The sequence below is a fragment of the Streptomyces sp. 184 genome (assembly GCF_045781775.1).
Taxonomy (GTDB): Bacteria; Actinomycetota; Actinomycetes; order Streptomycetales; family Streptomycetaceae; genus Streptomyces.
In genome coordinates this window covers 2,219,798-2,239,212 of record NZ_CP123230.1, presented here as the reverse complement: position 1 = coordinate 2,239,212, position 19,415 = coordinate 2,219,798, and the positions used below count along the sequence as shown (strand labels likewise).

The window sequence follows — 19,415 nt, the reverse complement described above, 5'->3', positions numbered from 1 at the left end:
TCTGCTTTTCCGCAGGCGGGCGGCGTGCTTCGCCGCACGCCGGCCGGGTGTGGATGACGGGTGGCCCGCGGTGGGCGTCAGCCGGCCGCTCTGCCGGGTGACGGGACTCCGGGGGCCTCGCCGCGGCCGGGACTGCGGCCGGGTCCGGGCGCGCCGGGGTCGCCCGGCGCGGGAGGTGGGGCCTGGCCGTCCTGTCCGTCGGGGCCGCCGCTGTCGGCGGGGGGCCTGTCCGCGGTCCGCAACTGCGTGATGGCGTCCTCGAAGTCCTCAAGGGAGTCGAAGGCGCGGTACACGGAGGCGAAGCGCAGGTAGGCGACGAGATCGAGATCCTGAAGCGGGCCCAGTATGGCGAGCCCGACGTCGTGGCTGGAGACCTCGGCGCTGCCGGTGGCCCGGATCGCCTCCTCGACCCGCTGGCCGAGCTGGGCCAGCGCGTCTTCGGTGACGGGGCGGCCCTGGCAGGCCTTGTGGACACCGGTGATCACCTTGGCGCGGCTGAAGGGCTCGGTGACCCCGCTGCGCTTGATGACCATCAGGGACGCGGTCTCCACCGTGGTGAAGCGGCGCGAGCAGTCGGGGCACTGCCGGCGGCGGCGGATTGCTGCGCCGTCGTCGGTGGTGCGGCTGTCGACGACCCGGCTGTCGGGGTGCCTGCAGAAGGGGCAGTGCATCGTTCTCCCACCCTCCCCTTCTCGCATACGGCACGTCGGTCCGGCGACCCCCCGCGGCCCGCCGGAGCAGGCTCCAAGCATATGGGATGCCCTTCCGGTGAGAGGAAGGGGGACCACAACTTGTGGGCTGCTGACACCCATCTAACCACTAGATCTGGGGTTTGGCTGCCATTGAGGGCGGAGAGCGTGTTGCCGCGCCGCGAGATCGGGCGGGGACATCGGCAGCCTACGTGAGCGCGCGTACGGCGACACGGGTGGGGCGAGGGTGACAAACTGGACGGACGATCCCGGGGGCACCGGGACGCGCCCGGGTGCGCCGCGGGTGCCTCCCGGCGCGCCGGGGGCACGGAGCGGGACACGGGGCGGCGAACGGCCATCGGGCCAGCGCTTTACACCTACTTGATGCATCACGGAAGTGAAACCAAAGTTTTTCACTCGAACGTGTGTTTGGCGCAACCTTTCGAAAGGAACTACCGTTGGTCCTACGAGAGAGAGACCCGTCTGAGAGGGGCCCGAAGACGTGACCACTACCGCAGACAGCACCGCCATCGCCGCCCACGAACGGCCCCAGCAGGCAGCAGAGCCGCAGCTCACGCCGCCTTCCGGGGACAGCCGCGAGGGCGAGGCGCAGCCACCCAAGCGCTCCATGCCGGGGCGCCCGCCGGGCATCAGGGCCGACAGTTCGGGCCTGACCGAGCGGCAGCGCCGCGTCATCGAGGTCATCCGCGACTCGGTGCAGCGCCGCGGCTACCCCCCGTCGATGCGCGAGATCGGCCAGGCCGTCGGGCTCTCGTCCACCTCGTCCGTCGCGCACCAACTGATGGCCCTGGAGCGCAAGGGCTTCCTGCGCCGGGACCCGCACCGCCCGCGGGCGTACGAGGTGCGCGGCGCGGACACGCCCAGCAGCCAGGCCGCCACCGACACCACGGGCAAGCCCGCCGCGTCGTACGTGCCGCTGGTCGGCCGGATCGCCGCCGGTGGCCCGATCCTCGCCGAGGAGTCGGTCGAGGACGTGTTCCCGCTGCCGCGGCAGCTCGTCGGCGACGGTGAGCTGTTCGTGCTGAAGGTCGTCGGCGACTCGATGATCGACGCGGCGATCTGCGACGGCGACTGGGTCGCGGTGCGCCGTCAGCCGGTCGCCGAGAACGGCGACATCGTCGCCGCGATGCTGGACGGCGAGGCCACGGTCAAGCGGTTCAAGCGCGAGGACGGCCACGTGTGGCTGCTCCCGCACAACACGGCGTACCAGCCGATTCCCGGCGACGAGGCGACGATCCTCGGCAAGGTCGTCGCGGTCCTCCGCCGGGTCTGACCCCGGCACGGCATATCCGGCCCGGGACCCTGGCCCCGGGCCGCCGCATTGCGCGGCGCGGAGTGTCGCGAACCGGCCGCGGCGGCGGCCGGCACGCGGGCACAGCGGAGACGCTGCCTCGCGGACGACACTCACGGACGCCCCGGGGCGCGTGCCACGGACACGGTGCGTGCCGCGGAAGTGCGGACGTCGAGGGCGGACATCGGGGACGCCGCCCCGGGCCGCGACGGACCCGCGCCACTCCGGACCGCTCAGCTCTGCCGGGCCGGGAACGCACGGCAGCGCGGAGCCCACGCTTCTGCCGTCAGCGCTGCTACGGCGACATACCCCGGCCCGCTCGACGGCCGTCTACGGCGCCGAGCCGGCCCCGCCCCGGCGCCGTCGAATCCGCCCGGCTCAGTCCTCCAGCAGGCCGTCGACCTCCTCGCCCTCCGCCTCCAGGGCCTCACGGACGACGCGGATCGCCAGCCCTTCCCCGTAACCACGGCGGGCCAGCATGCCCGCCAGCCGACGGATGCGCTTCTCGCGGTCCAGGCCGCGGGTGGCGCGGAGCTTGCGGGCGACCAGCTCGCGGGCCGTCTCCTCCTCGGTGTCCGCGTCGAGCCGGCTCACGGCCTCGTCCACCACGGTGGACTCCACGCCCCGGGTGCGCAGTTCGCGCGCGAGCGCGCGGCGGGCGAGGCCCCGGCCGTGGTGCCGGGACTCCACCCAGGCGCCGGCGAACGCCGCGTCGTTGATGAGCCCGGCCGCTTCGAGGCGGTCGAGCACGGCCTCCGACACCTCGGCGTCGACGTCCCGCTTGGCGAGCGCGTCCGCGAGCTGCTTACGGGTACGCGGCGAGCCGGTGAGCAGGCGCAGGCAGATCGCCCGTGCCCGCTCCTCCGGACTGAGCGACGTCCCCCGCACCCGCCCCTCGGACGGCTCCCGCCGCCCCCGCGACCGCCCCCGCCGGGCGGTGCCGTCCTCCGGGCCGCCCCCGAGCGGGGGGCGGCCGTCGTCCGGGGGCGGGAGCGGCCAGTCGGTGCGCCGGACCACGGGTCAGCTCTTGGCCGCGGCCTTGACCGCCTTCGCGGTCTTGGCGGGCGCCGGCACCGTCTTCTTCCCCGCCGGGGCGGCGCCGTCCGCCGCCGGCGCGGTGCCGTCCGCAGCGTCCCCGGCCGCGGCCGGCTCGCCCGCCGCGTTCTCCGGCTTCGGGCCGATGCCCAGCTTCTCCTTGATCCGCCTCTCGATCTCGTCCGCCAGGTCGGGGTTGTCCTTCAGGAACGTCCGCGCGTTCTCCTTGCCCTGGCCGAGCTGGTCGCCCTCGTACGTGTACCAGGCGCCGGACTTGCGGATGAAGCCGTGCTCCACGCCCATGTCGATCAGGCCGCCCTCGCGGCTGATGCCGTGCCCGTAGAGGATGTCGAACTCGGCCTGCTTGAAGGGCGGCGCGACCTTGTTCTTCACGACCTTCACGCGCGTGCGGTTGCCGACGGGGTCCGTGCCGTCCTTGAGGGTCTCGATGCGCCGGATGTCCAGGCGCACCGAGGCGTAGAACTTCAGCGCCTTGCCGCCGGTGGTGGTCTCGGGCGAGCCGAACATCACGCCGATCTTCTCGCGGAGCTGGTTGATGAAGATCGCGGTGGTCTTCGACTGGTTCAGCGCGCTGGTGATCTTCCGCAGGGCCTGGCTCATCAGCCGGGCCTGGAGGCCGACGTGCGAGTCGCCCATCTCGCCCTCGATCTCCGCGCGCGGCACGAGGGCCGCGACCGAGTCGATGACGATCAGGTCGAGCGCGCCGGAGCGGACCAGCATGTCCACGATCTCCAGCGCCTGTTCGCCGTTGTCGGGCTGGGAGAGGATGAGGGAGTCGATGTCGACGCCGAGCTTCTTCGCGTACTCCGGGTCGAGCGCGTGCTCCGCGTCGACGAACGCGACCGTGCCGCCGGCCCGCTGGGCATTGGCCACCGCGTGCAGCGTCAGGGTCGTCTTGCCGGAGGACTCCGGGCCGTACACCTCCACCACGCGGCCGCGCGGCAGGCCGCCCACGCCGAGCGCCACGTCGAGCGCGGTCGACCCGGTGGGGATGACTTCCACGGGCTCGTTCGGCCGCTCGCCGAGGCGCATCACCGCGCCCTTGCCGAATTGCCGTTCAATCTGGGCGAGTGCGGCGTCGAGCGCCTTCTCGCGGTCAGTCGCTGCCATGGGTTCCACCCGGGATGTCTGAGTCGATCGCTTCACGTCGACGACGCTAGCGCCTGCCACTGACAACGCGCCCTGCGTCGCCCCGGCCTGTGGAAAACCCGACCGAAACACCATGGGAACCGATGTTCGAATTCGGTGTCAACCCGCATCGCCCGACTCACGCGTCCCGCGCGTCCCGCGCGTCCCGGCGCCCTACGGCTTCTCCTGCCGGTAGTAGCGCGCCGCCCCCTCGTGCAGCTCCAGCGGGTCGGTGAAGACCGCCGTGCGCAGGTCGACCCGCTGCGCCGCGTGCACCACGCGCCCGATCCGGTCCCGGTCCCGTATCACCGTGCCGGTCACGCTCTCCGTCAGCCGCGGGTCCTCCCGCTCCGTGGTGACCAGCAGGTTCGCCACCGCGAGCGTCGGCACCGCGGTGTCCCGCTGGACCGTGGGGTAGGCGTCGGGCGGCATCACCGCGGCCCGGTAGTAGCGGGTCAGTTCGCCCTGGGCGTGCAGGGCGCCGAGCAGGTCGCCGAGCGGTACCAGCTCGATCCGGGTCTGCCCCGCCAGGCGCTCGACGGCGTCCGTGGGCAGCCCGCCGGACCAGAAGAAGGCGTCGATCTCCCCGTCGCGCAGCAGCTCCGGCATCGAGTCGAGGCCCTCGCGGACCGCCGTCACGTCCTCGTCGAAGTCGAGTCCGGCCGCCGACATCAGCCGCCGGGTGATCAGTTGGACGCCGGAGCCGTCCTCGCCGACGCCGACCCTGAGGCCGCGCAGGTCGGCGGCGCGCCGCACGGGCGAGTCGCGCAGGACGACGAGCTGGACGTAGTCGTCGTAGAGCCGGGCCACCGCGCGCAGCCGCTGCCAGCCGGGCAGCCGGTCGCGGCGGTACGTGGCCACGGAGTCGGCGGTGGCGACGGCGAAGTCGGCCCGTCCCGCGGTGACCTTGCGCAAGTTGTGGATGGACCCCTGGCTGCTGTGCAGCCGGACGTCGAGGCCCGGTTCGTCCCGGGCGAGCCCTTCGCGCAGCAGCCGCCCGTACTCCGCGTAGACGCCGGAGCGCACCCCCGTGGCGAAGACCACCTTCCCCTCCTGGCGGTCGTCGTCGCCCAGTGGCAGCAGCCACCACAGGAGCAGCCCGAGCACGGCCGCCGTCGCCACGGCGGCCTGTATCGCTCGGCGCCTGCCGGGGCGGCGCGGGACGGAGGGGACCACGCGGCGATCCTGCCAAACCTGGGGGTGGCACGGCCAGCGCGCCGGGCTCCCGGTGGGAGCCCGGCGCGCTGTCGGGCCTGAGTACGCCGGGCGTCGCCGCGTCCGGCCGTACGGTACGGGCGGCTAGCCGCCGCTCACCTGGTCGAAGACCCCCTCGGCCTCCTTGTCGAGGCGCGGGCCGGCCAGCCAGGTGGCCTGGAGCGGGCCGATGGACGTGACGGACACGAGCTGCTCCTCGCCGTCGTTCGACGCGGTCCAGCCGCCGCCGGAGGCGCCGGCGGTCATGGTGCAGCCGATGCGGTACATGGTGGGCTGCGACGCCTGGATCGACAGCCGGCCCGGCGCGTCCGTGCAGGAGTACAGGCGCGCGCCGTCGTAGGGCGCGGCGGCCGGGTAGCCGGTGGCGTTCAGGTCACCGACGTCCTGCACGGCCGGGGCGTCGAACCAGACGGGCACCGCGGCGCCGACCGTCTCCTCCAGGGACTGCCCGCTGCCGTCCTTCGGCTGCACCTTCATCACGGCGAAGTCGTACGGGGCGCCCACGCCGCCCTCGGTCTTGCCCTGGGAGATCCACTCGTCGGTGGTGCGGGCCTCCTCGGCCCAGAACGTGCCCTTGGGCGCGATGTCCGCCTCGGTGGCCTGCTCGGCCTCCAGCTCCGCCGCGGTCTTGCCCTCCGGGTTGAACGAGGGCACGAAGATGATGTTGCGCCACCAGCCGCCGTCGGCGCCCTTGTGCACGCAGTGGCCGGCGGTGGCCACCAGGTTGGACTTGCCCGGGTTGGCCGGGTCGGCGACCACGGTGCCGGAGCAGACCATGGGGCCCTCGGGCGTGTCGAAGAAGATCTTCCCCGCGGCCGGCTGCGAGTCCGTGTACGGCGTCGCCGGCTCCTCGGCCTCGACGGGCTGCGGCTCCGGGTCGGTGACGCCCTGGTCCTCCGACACGTCGGCCTCGTCGACCCGGTTGGGCGGCTGCTCGGCCTCCCACATCCGGTCCGGGTCCCACAGGTCCTCGATGATGGGGTTGATGAACTCGCGCGCGTCGCGCAGCCAGTCCTCCTCGGCCCACTTCTGCCAGCCGCCGTCTTTCCACTTGTCGAGGTCGAGGTCCTTCAGGGAGTCCGGGATCCCCTCCGGGAGCGTCAGCTCCTTCTCGGGCGACTGCGACTCCTGCTGTTGCTGCTTGTCGTCGGCGCCCGTGTCGCCCTCGCCGTCCTCGCAGGCGCCGGCGGTCAGTGCCAGCGTGACCGCGAGGGCCGCCGCGGCCAGCGCCTTCCTCGGTATACGACGTTTCCCGTTGGCGGGCATGGATCGACTCCCCCAGTTTCTCGACGCAGATGCCCCGGCGGGACACGAGCCCCCACTATGCCGGTGCCGTTGTGGACGGCCGCACCGGGCCCCGTGGTTCCACCGCCCCCAAGGATCTTGCCGGCGGCCGTGTTCCGGCGGCCGGTGCGTCGTTGGTAGTGCGGGGGATGCAGACCCGTATCCGGTGCGAGGGGGTGGGGCTGTGCCCGCGGTTCGCGAAGCGGCCCCGCACGCGCGCGCCTGCCGGCCGTGCCGCGCGCCCGGCGCGCCCCCGTCGCCCGATCCGCCGCCGCCCGATCCGCCGTCCCCCGCTCCCGGCCCCTCCGTGCGGCCCGGGGGCCCTCGCCCCGTACGCGACCCATCCCGAGGTGCACGTCTGTGAACGCGAAGTCCGCCGGCGACGAACTCCCTGCCGGCAGCGGCCGGCCGCCGGTGCGCCGGCGGCTGGCCCGGCTCATCGAGCCCGCCGTGCCCCGCCAGTACCGGCGGGGCGCCGAGGGCGGCGGCGGGCAGTCGGATCCGGACCCGCTGGAGCACCCGGACGCCAGGGCCGCCGCCGACGCGGCCGCCGCCGAGAACCTGCTGCGCTGCTGGGTGCGCGAACAGGGCGTGGCGGAGCCGGAGAACGCCACGCTGCGGCTGCTGCTGCCGGCCAGCGGGGCGTGCCTGCGCGTCCCGGTGCGGTACTGGTCGCCCGCCGGCTGGCACCGCTTCGGGCGGCCCGTGCTGCACGGCGCCCCCAAGGACGCGCCGCCGGTGGACGCCGTGACGCTGGCGTCGCTGCTGGGCCGGGAGGCCGCGTACGCCGCCGCGCAGACCGCCGACGGCAGCCGCACCCGCCCCGCGCCCGGGCCGTCCGACGGCGCCGCCGACCTCGTCGGCCGCGTCGCCGACTCGGTACGCCACACCGCGGTGTTCCTCACCGCCCGCCGCGCCGGCTCCCCGCCCCCGACCGCGGACCCGTTCCTGGCCGGCGAGCAGTCCCTGCTCCTCGGCCACCCCCTGCACCCCACGCCCAACAGCCGCGAAGGGCTGTCGGAGGCCGAGGCCCGGCGCTACTCCCCGGAGCTGCGCGGCAGTTTCCCGCTGCACTGGCTGGCCGTCCACGACAGCGTGCTCGCCGGCGACTCGGCGTGGACCGAGCGCGGCAAGGGCGTGCCCGTGCGCGAGCTGGCCGCACGGCTGGCGGGCCCCGGGCTGGACGTGCCGCCCGGCTGCACGCCGCTGCCCGTGCACCCCTGGCAGGCGCGGGAGGTGCGCGAACGCCCCGGCGTCGCCGCGCTGTTCGACGCCGGTCTGGTGCGCGACCTGGGCCCGCACGGCGACCCCTGGCACCCGACGGCGTCCGTACGCACCCTGTACCGCCCGGGGGCGCCCGCGATGCTCAAGCTCTCCCTCGGCGTACGGATCACCAACTCCCGCCGCGAGAACCTCCGCAAGGAGCTGCACCGCGGCACGGAGGTGCACCGCCTGCTGCGCTCCGGCCTCGGCAAGGAGTGGCAGGCGTCCTTCCCCGGCAGCTTCCCGGGCGCGCCGGGCTTCGACGTCGTACGCGATCCGGCGTGGCTGGCCGTCGACACCCCGGCCGGCGAGCCCGTCGCGGGTCTGGACGCGGTGATCCGGCACCAGCCGTTCGCGGCGCAGGACGACGCGGTGTGCGTAGCTGCCCTGACGTCCCCGGTGCCGCGGTCGCCGCGGGGCACGATGCGCTCGCGGCTCCAGGACGTCGTCGGGCAGTTGGCCGACCGTACGGGGCAGGGGACGCCGGCGGTGGCGGCGGAGTGGTTCCTGCGCTACCTGGAGGTGGTCGTACGGCCCGTCATGTGGCTGGACTCCGAGGCGGGCGTGGCGCTTGAGGCGCACCAGCAGAACACCGTGCTGCTCCTCGACTCCGACGGCTGGCCGGCCGGCGGCCGGTACCGGGACAACCAGGGGTACTACTTCCGCGAGTCCCGCAGGAGCGAACTGGAGCGCCGGCTGCCGGGCCTGGGCGCCGCCAGCGACACGTTCGTCCCCGACGACGTCACCGACGAGCGCGTCGCGTACTACGTGGGTGTCAACAACGTCCTCGGCCTCGTCGGCGCCTTCGGCGCCGCGGGCCTGGTCGACGAGCGCGTGCTGCTCGCCGCCTTCCGCCGCTTCCTGGAGCGCTACGCCGCGGGCGGCGGCCCGGGCCGGGGGCGCAGCGCGCTGGCCGAGCAACTGCTGAGCGGCGGGACGCTGCGCTGCAAGGCCAACCTGCTGACCCGGGTGCACGGCCTGGACGAGCTGGTCGGCCCGGTGGACACGCAGTCCGTGTACGTCACCGTCCCCAACCCGCTGGCCCCCTGACCCCGCTCTCCCCCGTCTCCCCGCCTCCCTGCCCTCCGACCGCACCCTCGACTCCCTTCCGTACGACGAGAAGAGGCCCCGTGCCACCCGACCCCCCGCCCCCCACCAGGCCCCCGGAGCTGCTCCCCGACGACACCATCGACTTCGGCGTCGGCCTCGCCCGGCTCCTCGGGGGCACCGCCCGCTCCCCCGTCCCGTACGACGTCGCCGCCTGGCCGCCGGCCGGCACCCCCGCCGGGCCGTTCCGCCTGGAGCCCGTCGACCCGGCCGAGGCCGAGCGCGACCTCACCCTGCTGCACCGCTGGATGAACGACCCTTCCGTGGCCGCCTTCTGGAAGCTCGCGGGCCCCGTGGAGGTCACCGCGCGGCACGTGCGCGCGCAGTTCGAAGCGGGCCACAGCGTGCCGTGCTTCGGCGTGCTGGACGGCGTGCGGATGAGCTACTGGGAGATCTACCGCGCCGACCGCGACCCCCTCGCCCGGTACTACCGCGCGCACCCGTACGACACGGGCGTCCACCTGCTCCTCGGCGGTGGTGGCGACCGCGGCCGGGGGCTGGGCACCCTGCTGATCCGCGCGGTCGGCGACCTCGTTTTCGACAACTGCGCGCCGTGCGGGCGCGTGCTCGCGGAGCCGGACGTGCACAACGTGCCGTCGGTCGCCGCCTTTCTGCACGCCGGTTTCCACTTCCAGGAGGAACTGGCGCTTCCCGACAAGCGGGCGGCGCTGATGGTCCGTGACCGCGCGCCGCGCGACGGCGGCCCCGGGTCCGCGCCGCCGCCGGGCCCGCCCGGGCCGCCCCGGCCCGACCTGCCGTAGGACGGAGAGGAGCCAACGCCCTTGTCCGACGCCGCGAAACCCACCCACAGGGCCGACTGGGACCTCGCCGCCCGCCGGCTGCTGGCCAAGATGCTGGGCGAGTTCGCCTACGAGGGCATAGTCGCCCCGGAGCCCGACCCGGAACTGCACAAGGACACCGACACCGGCCTCGGAACCGGACCCGGACCCGGGCCCCGGACCGGTCCCGTCCCCGGCGGCACCGCCCCGTGCCCCTACCGCCTCGCCGTCGCCGACGACGTCACGTACCGCTTCACCGCCCGCCGCGGCCCGTACGGCCACTGGCGCGTCGACCCCGGCTCGCTGACCCCCGACGGCGACCCGCTGCGCTTCCTCGCCCGCGCCCACGACGGGCTCCTGCGGCTGGCCGGCGACACCACCGGCCACCTCATCCGCGAGCTGACCGCCACCCTCGCCGCCGACGTCCGCCTCGCCCGCGGCGCCCTGTCCGCCGCCCGGCTCGCCGACCTCGGCTACGCCGAGCTGGAGGGCCACCAGACGGGCCACCCGTGGCTGGTGGCCAACAAGGGACGCATCGGCTTCTCCGCCGCCGACGCCGCGGCGTACGCCCCGGAGGCCCGCGTGCCGCGGCGGCTGCCGTGGCTGGCGGTGCACCGCTCGCTCGCCGAGTACCGCGGCGTGCCCGCGCTCGCCCGCCCCGGGGACCTGTACGCGCAGGAGCTGGGCGCCACCGCGCGCGCGGTGTTCGCCGACGCGGTCGCCGCGGCGGGCCGGGACCCGGGCGCGTACCTGTGGCTGCCCGTGCACCCGTGGCAGTGGGACGAGACCATCGCCACGCTCTACGCGCCGCAGGTGGACGCCGGTCTGGTGATCCCGCTGCCGGCCGAGGACGGCCCGTCGGACATGTGGCTGCCGCAGCAGTCGGTGCGTACGTTCCTCAACCTCAGCCGCCCGCGGGCGCGTTCGGTCAAGCTGCCGCTGTCCGTGCTCAACACCCTGGTGTGGCGCGGTCTGCCCACGGAGCGCACCCTCGCGGCGCCCGCGGTCACGCGCTGGGTGCACGGCCTGCGCGACGGGGACCCGTTCCTCGCCGAGGAGACGCGGGTCGTGCTGCTCGGCGAGACGGCCAGCGTGACGGTGCGCCATCCGCTCTACGACTCGCTGCCGGCCGTCCCGTACCAGTACCGCGAGCTGCTGGGCTGCATCTGGCGGGAGCCCATCGGCCCGCTGCTGGACGCCGGGGAGCGGGCCAGGACGCTGGCGGCGCTGCTGTGGACGGACGCCTGCGGGCGTTCGCTGACGGCGGAGCTGGTACGCCGCTCGGGGCTGGCGCCCCGGGTGTGGCTGGAGCGGCTCTTCGCCGCCCTGCTGCCGCCCCTGCTGCACTTCCTGTACCGCTACGGCACCGTCTTCTCGCCGCACGGCGAGAACGCCGTGGTGGTCTTCGACGGTGCGGACGTGCCGGTGCGGCTGGCGATCAAGGACTTCGTCGACGACGTCAACGTCAGCTCCAAGCCGCTGCCCGAGCACTCCGGGATGCCGGACGACGTGCGCCGCACGCTGCTGGCCGAGTCGCCGGAGTTCCTGCCGCAGTTCATCCACTCGGGGCTGTTCATCGGCGTCTTCCGCTATCTGGCGCCGCTGTGCGCGGACGAACTGGGCGTGCCGGAGGCGGAGTTCTTCGGCCTCGTACGGGCCGAGATCCTGCGCTACCAGCGGCGGTTCCCGGAGCTGGCGGAGCGCTTCGCGCTCTTCGAGCTGCTGGCGCCGCGCATCGACCGGCTCTGCCTGAACCGCAACCGGCTCTACCTCGACGGCTACCGCGACCGGGCCCGGCGCCCGCACGCCGCCGTCGACGGCACCGTACCCAACCCCCTGCACCCGACGTGACGGCCGTCACTGTCGGTGCCGCCCCTTAGGGTTGCGTGCCATGGCAGACCAGAACGTCCTCGCGCCGGAAGACGGCGCCGAATCCCCCGAAAACGACGGCCACGGCGGTTCCGGTGACCGCAGCGAGCTGCGCGAACTGCTGAATGCGGCCGTGGCGGCCGTCGGCGGCGTCGAGCGGGAGGGCCAGGTGCGGATGGCCGAGGCGGTCGCGGAGGCGATCGCGGACGGCTCGCACCTGCTGGCGCAGGCCGGGACGGGGACGGGGAAGTCGCTGGGCTATCTGGTGCCGGCGCTGGCGCACGGCGAGCGGGTCGTGATCGCGACGGCGACGCTGGCGCTCCAGCGGCAGCTCGTCGAGCGCGATCTGCCGCGCACGGTGGAGGCGCTGCACCCGCGGCTGCGCCGCCGCCCCGAGTTCGCGACGCTGAAGGGCCGGTCGAACTACCTGTGCCTGCACCGGGTGCACGAGGGCGTGCCGCAGGACGACCCCGACCTGGGCACCGGGCTCTTCGACCCGTTCGAGAGCGCGTCGTCGCAGCCGTCGAGCAAGCTCGGCCAGGACCTGCTGCGGCTGCGTGACTGGGCGGACGAGACGGACACCGGCGACCGGGACTCGCTGACGCCCGGGGTCTCGGACCGGGCCTGGTCGCAGGTGTCGGTGTCGGCCCGGGAGTGCCTCGGCGCCGCGCGCTGCGCGTACGGTGCCGAGTGCTTCGCGGAGGCGGCGCGGGAGCGGGCGAAGCTGGCCGAGGTGGTCGTCACGAACCACGCGCTGCTGGCCATCGACGCCCTGGAGGGCGCCCCGGTGCTGCCGTCGCACGAGGTGCTGATCGTCGACGAGGCGCACGAGCTGGTCTCCCGGGTCACCGGCGTGGCCACCGGCGAGCTGACCCCGAACCGGGTCAACCGCGCGGTGCGGCTGTCGGCGAAGCTCGTCAACGAGAAGGCGGCGGACGCCCTCCAGACGGCCGCGGAGAGCTTCGAGCGGCTGATGGAGCTGGCGCTGCCGGGCCGGCTGGAGCCGGTGCCCGAGGACCTGGGGTACGCGCTGCTGGCGCTGCGGGACGCCGCGCGTACGGTCATCTCCGCGCTGGGCTCCACGCGGGACTCCTCCGTGCAGGACGAGGACGTGGTGCGCCGCCTCGCGCTGGCCTCCGTGGAGAACGTGCAGGAGGTCACCGAGCGGATCACGCAGGGCTCGGAGTTCGACGTGGTGTGGTTCGAGCGGCACGACCGGTTCGGGGCGTCGCTGCGGGTGGCGCCGCTGTCGGTGTCGGGGCTGGTGCGCGAGAAGGTGTTCAGCGACCGCTCGGTGACGCTCACGTCGGCGACACTCAAGCTGGGCGGCGACTTCGCGGGGATCGGCGCCTCGCTGGGGCTGCCCCGGGAGGGCGGCGGCGAGGAGGGCGCCCCGGTCTGGAAGGGCCTCGACGTCGGCTCCCCGTTCGAGTACCGCAAGCAGGGCATCCTGTACGTCGCCAAGCACCTGGAGCGGCCCGGCCGGGACGGCACGCGCAAGGACATGCTCGACGAGCTGGCGGAGCTGGTGGAGGCGGCGGGCGGGCGGACGCTGGGGCTGTTCTCGTCGAAGCGGGCGGCCGAGGCGGCGGCCACGGAGCTGCGCGGCCGGCTCGACGTACCGGTGCTGCTCCAGGGCGAGGAGACGCTCGGCGAGCTGATCAAGCGCTTCGCGGCGGACGAGCAGACGTGCCTGTTCGGCAGCCTGTCGCTGTGGCAGGGCGTCGATGTGCCGGGCGCCGGCTGCCAGTTGGTGGTGATGGACCGCATCCCGTTCCCCCGCCCGGACGACCCGCTGGCCACCGCGCGGCAGGAGGCGGTGGAGAAGGCCGGCGGCAACGGCTTCATGGCGGTGGCGGCGACGCACGCGGCGCTGCTCATGGCGCAGGGCGCCGGCCGGCTGGTACGCGCCACGGGCGACCGCGGCGTCGTCGCGGTGCTCGATCCGCGGCTGGCGACGGCCCGTTACGGGAGCTATCTCCGCGCCTCCATGCCGGACTTCTGGTATACGACCGACCGCAACCAGGTGCGTCGTTCGCTGGCCGCAATCGACGCGACGGCACGCTCCGATCGCTCGAATGGGTGATCTGGACCACGCTCGGCGAGAGCCGTACGGCACTGCGTGGTGGGCTCGATAGCATCAAGTACCGGCACGGGAGCCGGTGAGCTGCCGGAGGTGCCGATTGAGCGCAGAGGTCCACAGTCCGGGCAATCCGGCGGGCGGCGCCCGCCGACGCGGCAGGGCCCGCCTCGATCTCCGCAGGCTCGGCCGGGTGGCCCTGCTGGGCGGCGCGTCGTCGCGCGACGGCCTGCCGCACGCCCTGGAGCATGTGGCCAAGGCGCACCGGGGGTTCTATCCCGACGCCGACATCGCCACGCTGCGCACGGCGTACCTGCTCGCCGAGGACGCGCACCGGGGCCAGACGCGCAAGAGCGGCGACCCGTACATCACGCATCCGCTGGCCGTCACCCTGATCCTCGCCGAACTGGGCGCCGAGACCACGACGTTGACGGCCTCGCTGCTCCACGACACCGTCGAGGACACCGAGGTGACGCTCGATCAGGTGCGCTCGGGCTTCGGCGAGGAGGTGGCGTATCTCGTCGACGGCGTCACCAAGCTGGAGAAGGTCGACTACGGCGCCGCCGCCGAGCCCGAGACGTTCCGCAAGATGCTGGTGGCGACCGGCAGCGACGTACGGGTGATGTCGATCAAGCTCGCGGACCGGCTGCACAACATGCGCACGCTCGGCGTGATGCGCCGCGAGAAACAGGTGCGCATCGCACGGGTGACCCACGACGTGCTGATTCCCCTGGCGGAGCGGCTCGGCGTGCAGGCGATCAAGACCGAGCTGGAGGACCTGGTCTTCGCCGTCCTCCACCCCGAGGACTACGCGCACAGCCGTGAGCTGCTGCTCGCCAGCGCGGGGCGGCCGGACCCCCTGGAGCAGACCGCGGCCGAGCTGCGCGAGGTCCTCCAGGCCGCCGGCATCACCGCGGAAGTCGCCATCCGGCCGCGGCACATCGTCTCGGTGCACCGGGTGCTGAAGAAGCGCGGCGAGCTGCGCGGGACGGACTTCGGCCGGCTGCTGGTGCTGGTGCCGGAGGCGGCCGACTGCTACGCGGTTCTGGGCGAGTTGCACACGTGTTTCAAGCCCGTGCCCGCGGAGTTCAAGGACTTCATCGCCGTCCCGAAGTTCAACCTGTACCAGTCGCTCCACACGGCGGTCGCCGACCGGCGCGGGCACATCGTCGAGACGCTGGTGCGCAGCCGGCAGATGCACCGCGTCGCCGAGGCCGGGGTGGTGGCGCTGGCCAGCCCGCTGGCGCGGCCCGCGGCCGGTCAGGTGGGCGACTGGCTGAAGCGGCTGCTGGAGTGGCAGCGGTCCACGCCCGATCCGGACGCCTTCTGGTCCGCATTACGCGAAGACCTCGCCCCCGACCAGGAGATCACGGTTTTCTGCGACCCGGGCGGGCCGCTGGTGCTGCCCGCGGGGGCCAGTTGTGTGGACGCGGCGTACGCGCGCCACGGTGAGACGGCGCACACTCTGGTGGGCGCGCGCGTCAACGGGCGGCTCGCGGGCCTCGGGACGCGGCTGCGGGACGGCGACGCGCTGACGCTGCTGCTGGCGCCGGAGGCGTCGGGCCCCGCGCCGGAGTGGCTGGACCACGCGCAGACGCCGGCGGCGCGGATCGCGATCACGCGCTGGCTGACGGACCACCCGGCGGCGCAGCCCGCCGACGCGGCCCTCCCCGTCCCGGCGGACTACGCCCCGGCGGTCCGGGCCGCGCCCGGCCCCGTCGCCGCCGACGCGCCGGGTGACGCACCGGCCGACGCCGCGCCCGTCGAGGACGTACCGGACGACGTCCCGGCCGACCGAGTCCCGGCCGACGGAATCCCGGCCGACGAGGTCCCGGCCGACATCCCGCGCGCCGCCGAGCCCGCCGTCGCGGAACTGCCCGACGCCGCGCTCCGCCTCGCCCGCTGTTGTACGCCCGTACCCCCCGACGCCGTCACCGGCTTCGTCGTCCGCGGCGGCGCGGTGGCCGTGCACCGGGCGCAGTGCGCCACCGTCGCCCGGATGGCCGCCGCCGGCCGCCGCGAGCTGGGCGTCCACTGGCGTACGGGCGAGGGCGCCCCGCCCGCCGACCTGCGGGTGACGCTCAAGGCCGAGGCGTTCGTACGGGCCCATCTGCTCGCCGACCTCACCGAGGCCATCGCCGCCGAGGGCGTCGCCATCGTCGCCGCCGACGTCGAGCCGCCGCACCAGCAGCGCGTACGGCACACGTACACGCTCCAGCTCCCCGATCCGGCGGAGCTGCCGGGCCTGATGCGCGCGATGCGCCAGGTGCCCGGGGTGTACGACGTCTCCCGCGCCCAGCACCCCCCGGGCGCGGACGCACAGGCGCCCGGCCTGCGCGCCCGCACTCGTTAGAGTGCACCGCTGCCGCGTCGGCGGTGCGCGGCGCCCGCCCGCTGATAGCGGTAGCGCATGCTCCGCTCCGTCCGCCGGCGCCGCCCGCTGCGCCACGCCGTGCTCGCCACCGTCGTCCTGGCCACCCCCGCCACCCTCGCCGCGGCACCCGCCGCGCCCGCCGCGCAGGCACCGCCGCCCCGCCCCGCCGGCATCGGCGACCCGCTCTTCCCGCACCTCGGCAACCCCGGCTACGACGTCCTCGGCTACGACATCGCCCTGACCTACCGCGGCCGCAACGACACCCCCCTGGCCGCCCGCACCGAGATCACGGCCCGCGCCACCGACCGGCTGCCCCGCCTCAACCTCGACTTCACCCACGGCACCGTCCGCGACGTCACCGTCAACGGCCGCCCCGCCGCCCACGCCCGCGCCGGCGAGGACCTGGTCGTCACCCCCGCCCGCACCCTGTACCCCGGCGAGCCGGTGCGCATCGCCGTGCGGCACACCAGCGACCCCCGCGGCGGTGGCGGCGGCTGGATCCGTACCAGGGACGGCCTGGCGATGGCCAACCAGGCCGACGCCGCCCACCGCGTCTTCCCCGGCAACGACCACCCCGCCGACAAGGCCCGCTTCACCTTCCGCGTCACCGCGCCGAAGGACCTCACCGTCGTCGCCAACGGCGTGCGCCTGGCCCGCGAGCGCGCCGGCGCCCGCACCACGTGGACGTACCGCACCGCGCACCCCATGGCCACCGAGCTGGCCCAGGTCTCCATCGGCCGCTCCGCCGTGCTGCGCGGCAAGGGCCCGCACGGGCTGCCGCTGCGCCACGTCGTACCGGAGCGCGACCGGCGCTCCGCACGCCCCGTCGTCGACCGCACGCCGGCGCAGATCGCGTGGATGGAGCGGTACGTGGGCCGCTACCCGCTGGAGTCGTACGGCGTGCTGTCCGTGGACGCGCCGCTGAACTTCGCGCTGGAGACGCAGACCCTGTCGGTCTTCGGCCGCGACTTCCTGCGGGCCGCGGCGAAGTACCCGAAGCGCGCCGAGGGCGTCTTCGTGCACGAGCTGGCGCACCAGTGGTTCGGCAACAGCGTGACGCCGCGCAGGTGGTCGGATCTGTGGCTGAACGAGGGCCACGCGACCTGGTACGAGGCGCTGTTCACCGACGAGCGGCACGACCGCGGCAGCCTGGTGCGCCGGATGCGCTCCGCGTACGAGCAGTCCGACGGCTGGCGCAAGGACGGCGGCCCCCCGGCCGCGCCGCGGCGGCCCACGGCGGGCGGCCAACTGGAACTGTTCCGTCCGGTGGTCTACGACGGCAGCGCGCTGGTGCTGTACGCGCTGCGCCAGGAGATCGGCGCGACGGCCTTCGGGAAGCTGGAACGGACGTGGGTGACACGCCACCGGGACGGCACCGCCGGCACCGCGGACTTCGTCGCGCTCGCCTCCGAGGTCGCCGGCCGGGACCTGGAGGACTTCCTGCACGCCTGGCTGTACGACGAGCGCACCCCGCCGATGCCGGGCCATCCGGGCTGGAAGCCGGCGAAGCCGGCGCGGTGAGCCGTGCGGCCCGCCGGGACCCTCCGGCGGAGACCCCGGCGGAGCGTCCCGGCGGGCCGCACGGGCGGTAAAACGGGTGACGGCCGTGCGGCCGCGTGCGACCATCGTGGATGCCACGACGCCCGCCGTGCGGGGAATCCTCCCGGTCTGCGGGGCGTTGTCGAAGAGGCAGACACCGATCTCACAGACAAGGATCCGATGACTTCTCCCACCCACCTTCCCCAGGACGATCAGCGTCTCCCGGAAGGCCTGCGTGCCGACGCCCTCATGGAAGCCGAAGCCGCGTGGAGTCCCGGATCCGACGCCGATCGCGACGGCGATCAACTCGACCGCGAGGACCGCGCGGCCCTTCGCCGCGTCGGCGGTCTGTCGACCGAACTGGAGGACGTCTCCGAGGTCGAGTACCGGCAGCTCCGGCTGGAGCGTGTGGTGCTCGTCGGCGTGTGGACCTCCGGCACGGCGCGGGACGCCGAGAACTCGCTCGCGGAGCTGGCGGCGCTCGCCGAGACGGCCGGTGCGGTCGTGCTCGACGGCGTGGTGCAGCGCCGCGAGAAGCCCGACCCCGCGACGTACATCGGCTCCGGCAAGGCCCTGGAGCTGCGCGACATCGTGGTCGAGACCGCGGCCGACACGGTCGTCTGCGACGGCGAGCTGAGCCCCGGCCAGCTCATCCATCTCGAAGACGTCGTCAAGGTCAAGGTCGTGGACCGCACCGCGCTGATCCTCGACATCTTCGCCCAGCACGCCAAGTCCCGCGAGGGCAAGGCGCAGGTCGCGCTCGCGCAGATGCAGTACATGCTGCCGCGGCTGCGCGGCTGGGGGCAGTCGCTGTCCCGGCAGATGGGCGGCGGCGGCTCGGGTTCCGCGGGCGGCGGCATGGCCACCCGCGGCCCCGGCGAGACGAAGATCGAGACGGACCGGCGGCGCATCCGCGAGAAGATGGCGAAGCTCCGCCGCGAGATCGCGGACATGAAGACCGGCCGGGACGTCAAGCGGCAGGAGCGCAAGCGGCACAAGGTGCCGTCGGCGGCCATCGCCGGTTACACGAACGCGGGCAAGTCCTCGCTGCTCAACCGGCTGACGGGCGCGGGCGTGCTGGTGGAGAACGCGCTGTTCGCCACCCTCGACCCGACCGTGCGCCGGGCCGAGACGCCCAGCGGGCGGCTGTACACCCTGGCGGACACCGTCGGTTTCGTACGGCACCTGCCGCACCACCTCGTCGAGGCGTTCCGCTCCACGATGGAGGAGGTCGGCGACGCCGACCTGATCCTGCACGTGGTCGACGGCTCGCACCCGGCGCCCGAGGAGCAGCTCGTCAGCGTGCGCGAGGTGATCCGCGACGTGGGCGCGACGTCCGTGCCCGAGATCGTGGTGATCAACAAGGCGGACATCGCCGATCCGGACGTGCTGCGCCGGCTGCTGCGCATCGAGCCGCGGGCGATCGCGGTCTCGGCCGCGACCGGCGAGGGCATGACGGAGCTGAAGGCGCTCATCGACGTGGAGCTGCCGCGCCCGCAGGTCGAGATCGAGGCCGTCGTGCCGTACACGAAGGGCGCGCTGGTCTCCCGCGTGCACAACGAGGGCGAGGTGCTCTCCGAAGAGCACATCGCCGCGGGCACGCTGCTCAAGGCCCTGGTGCACGAGGAACTGGCCGCAGAGCTGAGGCGGTACGCCCCCGCGGGACAGGCCGACTGAGGCGCCCGCCGAAGTCGTAGACTGACGGACGGGCCGCCCCGGC

At 74.4% G+C, this 19,415-nt stretch carries 13 protein-coding genes; 8 read left to right on the top strand and 5 right to left on the bottom strand.

What is annotated here, in order from left to right; all coding sequences use genetic code 11:
- Positions 1-77: 77 nt before the first annotated feature.
- The gene (gene nrdR, locus QBL21_RS09595) at positions 78-671 is read right to left on the bottom strand and encodes a transcriptional regulator NrdR (RefSeq protein ID WP_407561625.1); all 594 of its coding nucleotides are present in this window, start codon (positions 669-671) and stop codon (positions 78-80) included.
- A gap of 520 nt (positions 672-1,191) precedes the next feature.
- Between nrdR and lexA the strand changes: the two genes are divergently transcribed.
- The gene (lexA, locus tag QBL21_RS09590; protein ID WP_407561624.1) at positions 1,192-1,983 is read left to right on the top strand and encodes a transcriptional repressor LexA; all 792 of its coding nucleotides are present in this window, start codon (positions 1,192-1,194) and stop codon (positions 1,981-1,983) included.
- A gap of 396 nt (positions 1,984-2,379) precedes the next feature.
- Here the strand turns inward: lexA and recX are convergent, their stop codons facing one another.
- From recX to QBL21_RS09570, 4 genes are all read right to left on the bottom strand, one after another.
- Positions 2,380-3,018, bottom strand: coding sequence for a recombination regulator RecX (recX, locus tag QBL21_RS09585; RefSeq protein ID WP_407561623.1), 639 nt, complete (start codon positions 3,016-3,018; stop codon positions 2,380-2,382).
- Positions 3,019-3,021: 3 nt separating this feature from the next.
- Positions 3,022-4,167 carry a recombinase RecA gene (recA, locus tag QBL21_RS09580; protein ID WP_407561622.1) on the bottom strand — a complete coding sequence of 382 codons (1,146 nt, stop codon included), beginning with the start codon at positions 4,165-4,167 and terminating at the stop codon, positions 3,022-3,024.
- 192 nt (positions 4,168-4,359) lie between these two features.
- Positions 4,360-5,361: a TAXI family TRAP transporter solute-binding subunit gene (locus QBL21_RS09575; protein WP_407561621.1), complete on the bottom strand. Its 1,002-nt coding sequence runs from the start codon at positions 5,359-5,361 to the stop codon at positions 4,360-4,362.
- Positions 5,362-5,484: 123 nt separating this feature from the next.
- Complete coding sequence (locus tag QBL21_RS09570; protein ID WP_407561620.1) at positions 5,485-6,666, bottom strand: trypsin-like serine peptidase; 1,182 nt, start codon at positions 6,664-6,666, stop codon at positions 5,485-5,487.
- Between the two features lie 378 nt (positions 6,667-7,044).
- Here QBL21_RS09570 and QBL21_RS09565 point away from each other — a divergent pair, with 378 nt between their 5' ends.
- From QBL21_RS09565 to hflX, 7 genes are all read left to right on the top strand, one after another.
- Positions 7,045-8,997, top strand: a complete 1,953-nt coding sequence (locus QBL21_RS09565) for an IucA/IucC family protein (protein WP_407561619.1) — start codon at positions 7,045-7,047, stop codon at positions 8,995-8,997.
- An 80-nt stretch (positions 8,998-9,077) separates the two neighbouring features.
- Positions 9,078-9,815, top strand: coding sequence for a GNAT family N-acetyltransferase (locus tag QBL21_RS09560; RefSeq protein ID WP_407561618.1), 738 nt, complete (start codon positions 9,078-9,080; stop codon positions 9,813-9,815).
- Between the two features lie 21 nt (positions 9,816-9,836).
- Positions 9,837-11,684 carry an IucA/IucC family protein gene (locus tag QBL21_RS09555; RefSeq protein WP_407561617.1) on the top strand — a complete coding sequence of 616 codons (1,848 nt, stop codon included), beginning with the start codon at positions 9,837-9,839 and terminating at the stop codon, positions 11,682-11,684.
- Between the two features lie 40 nt (positions 11,685-11,724).
- Positions 11,725-13,788: an ATP-dependent DNA helicase gene (locus tag QBL21_RS09550; RefSeq protein ID WP_407561616.1), complete on the top strand. Its 2,064-nt coding sequence runs from the start codon at positions 11,725-11,727 to the stop codon at positions 13,786-13,788.
- A gap of 97 nt (positions 13,789-13,885) precedes the next feature.
- A complete protein-coding gene (locus QBL21_RS09545; RefSeq protein ID WP_407561615.1) occupies positions 13,886-16,135 on the top strand; it encodes a RelA/SpoT family protein in 2,250 nt (749 codons plus the stop codon).
- Between the two features lie 57 nt (positions 16,136-16,192).
- Positions 16,193-17,677, top strand: coding sequence for a M1 family metallopeptidase (locus QBL21_RS09540; RefSeq protein WP_407561614.1), 1,485 nt, complete (start codon positions 16,193-16,195; stop codon positions 17,675-17,677).
- 198 nt (positions 17,678-17,875) lie between these two features.
- The gene (gene hflX / locus QBL21_RS09535; RefSeq protein WP_407561613.1) at positions 17,876-19,372 is read left to right on the top strand and encodes a GTPase HflX; all 1,497 of its coding nucleotides are present in this window, start codon (positions 17,876-17,878) and stop codon (positions 19,370-19,372) included.
- The last annotated feature ends 43 nt before the right edge of the window (positions 19,373-19,415 follow it).

Excerpts from the sequence above, each read along its gene's own strand:
- nrdR (WP_407561625.1), bottom strand. The coding sequence starts at position 671 with ATGCACTGCCCCTTCTGCAGGCACCCCGACAGCCGGGTCGTCGACAGC.
- recA (WP_407561622.1), bottom strand. The coding sequence starts at position 4,167 with ATGGCAGCGACTGACCGCGAGAAGGCGCTCGACGCCGCACTCGCCCAG.
- QBL21_RS09570 (WP_407561620.1), bottom strand. The coding sequence starts at position 6,666 with ATGCCCGCCAACGGGAAACGTCGTATACCGAGGAAGGCGCTGGCCGCG.
- QBL21_RS09550 (WP_407561616.1), top strand. The coding sequence starts at position 11,725 with ATGGCAGACCAGAACGTCCTCGCGCCGGAAGACGGCGCCGAATCCCCC.
- QBL21_RS09540 (WP_407561614.1), top strand. The coding sequence starts at position 16,193 with ATGCTCCGCTCCGTCCGCCGGCGCCGCCCGCTGCGCCACGCCGTGCTC.
- hflX (WP_407561613.1), top strand. The coding sequence starts at position 17,876 with ATGACTTCTCCCACCCACCTTCCCCAGGACGATCAGCGTCTCCCGGAA.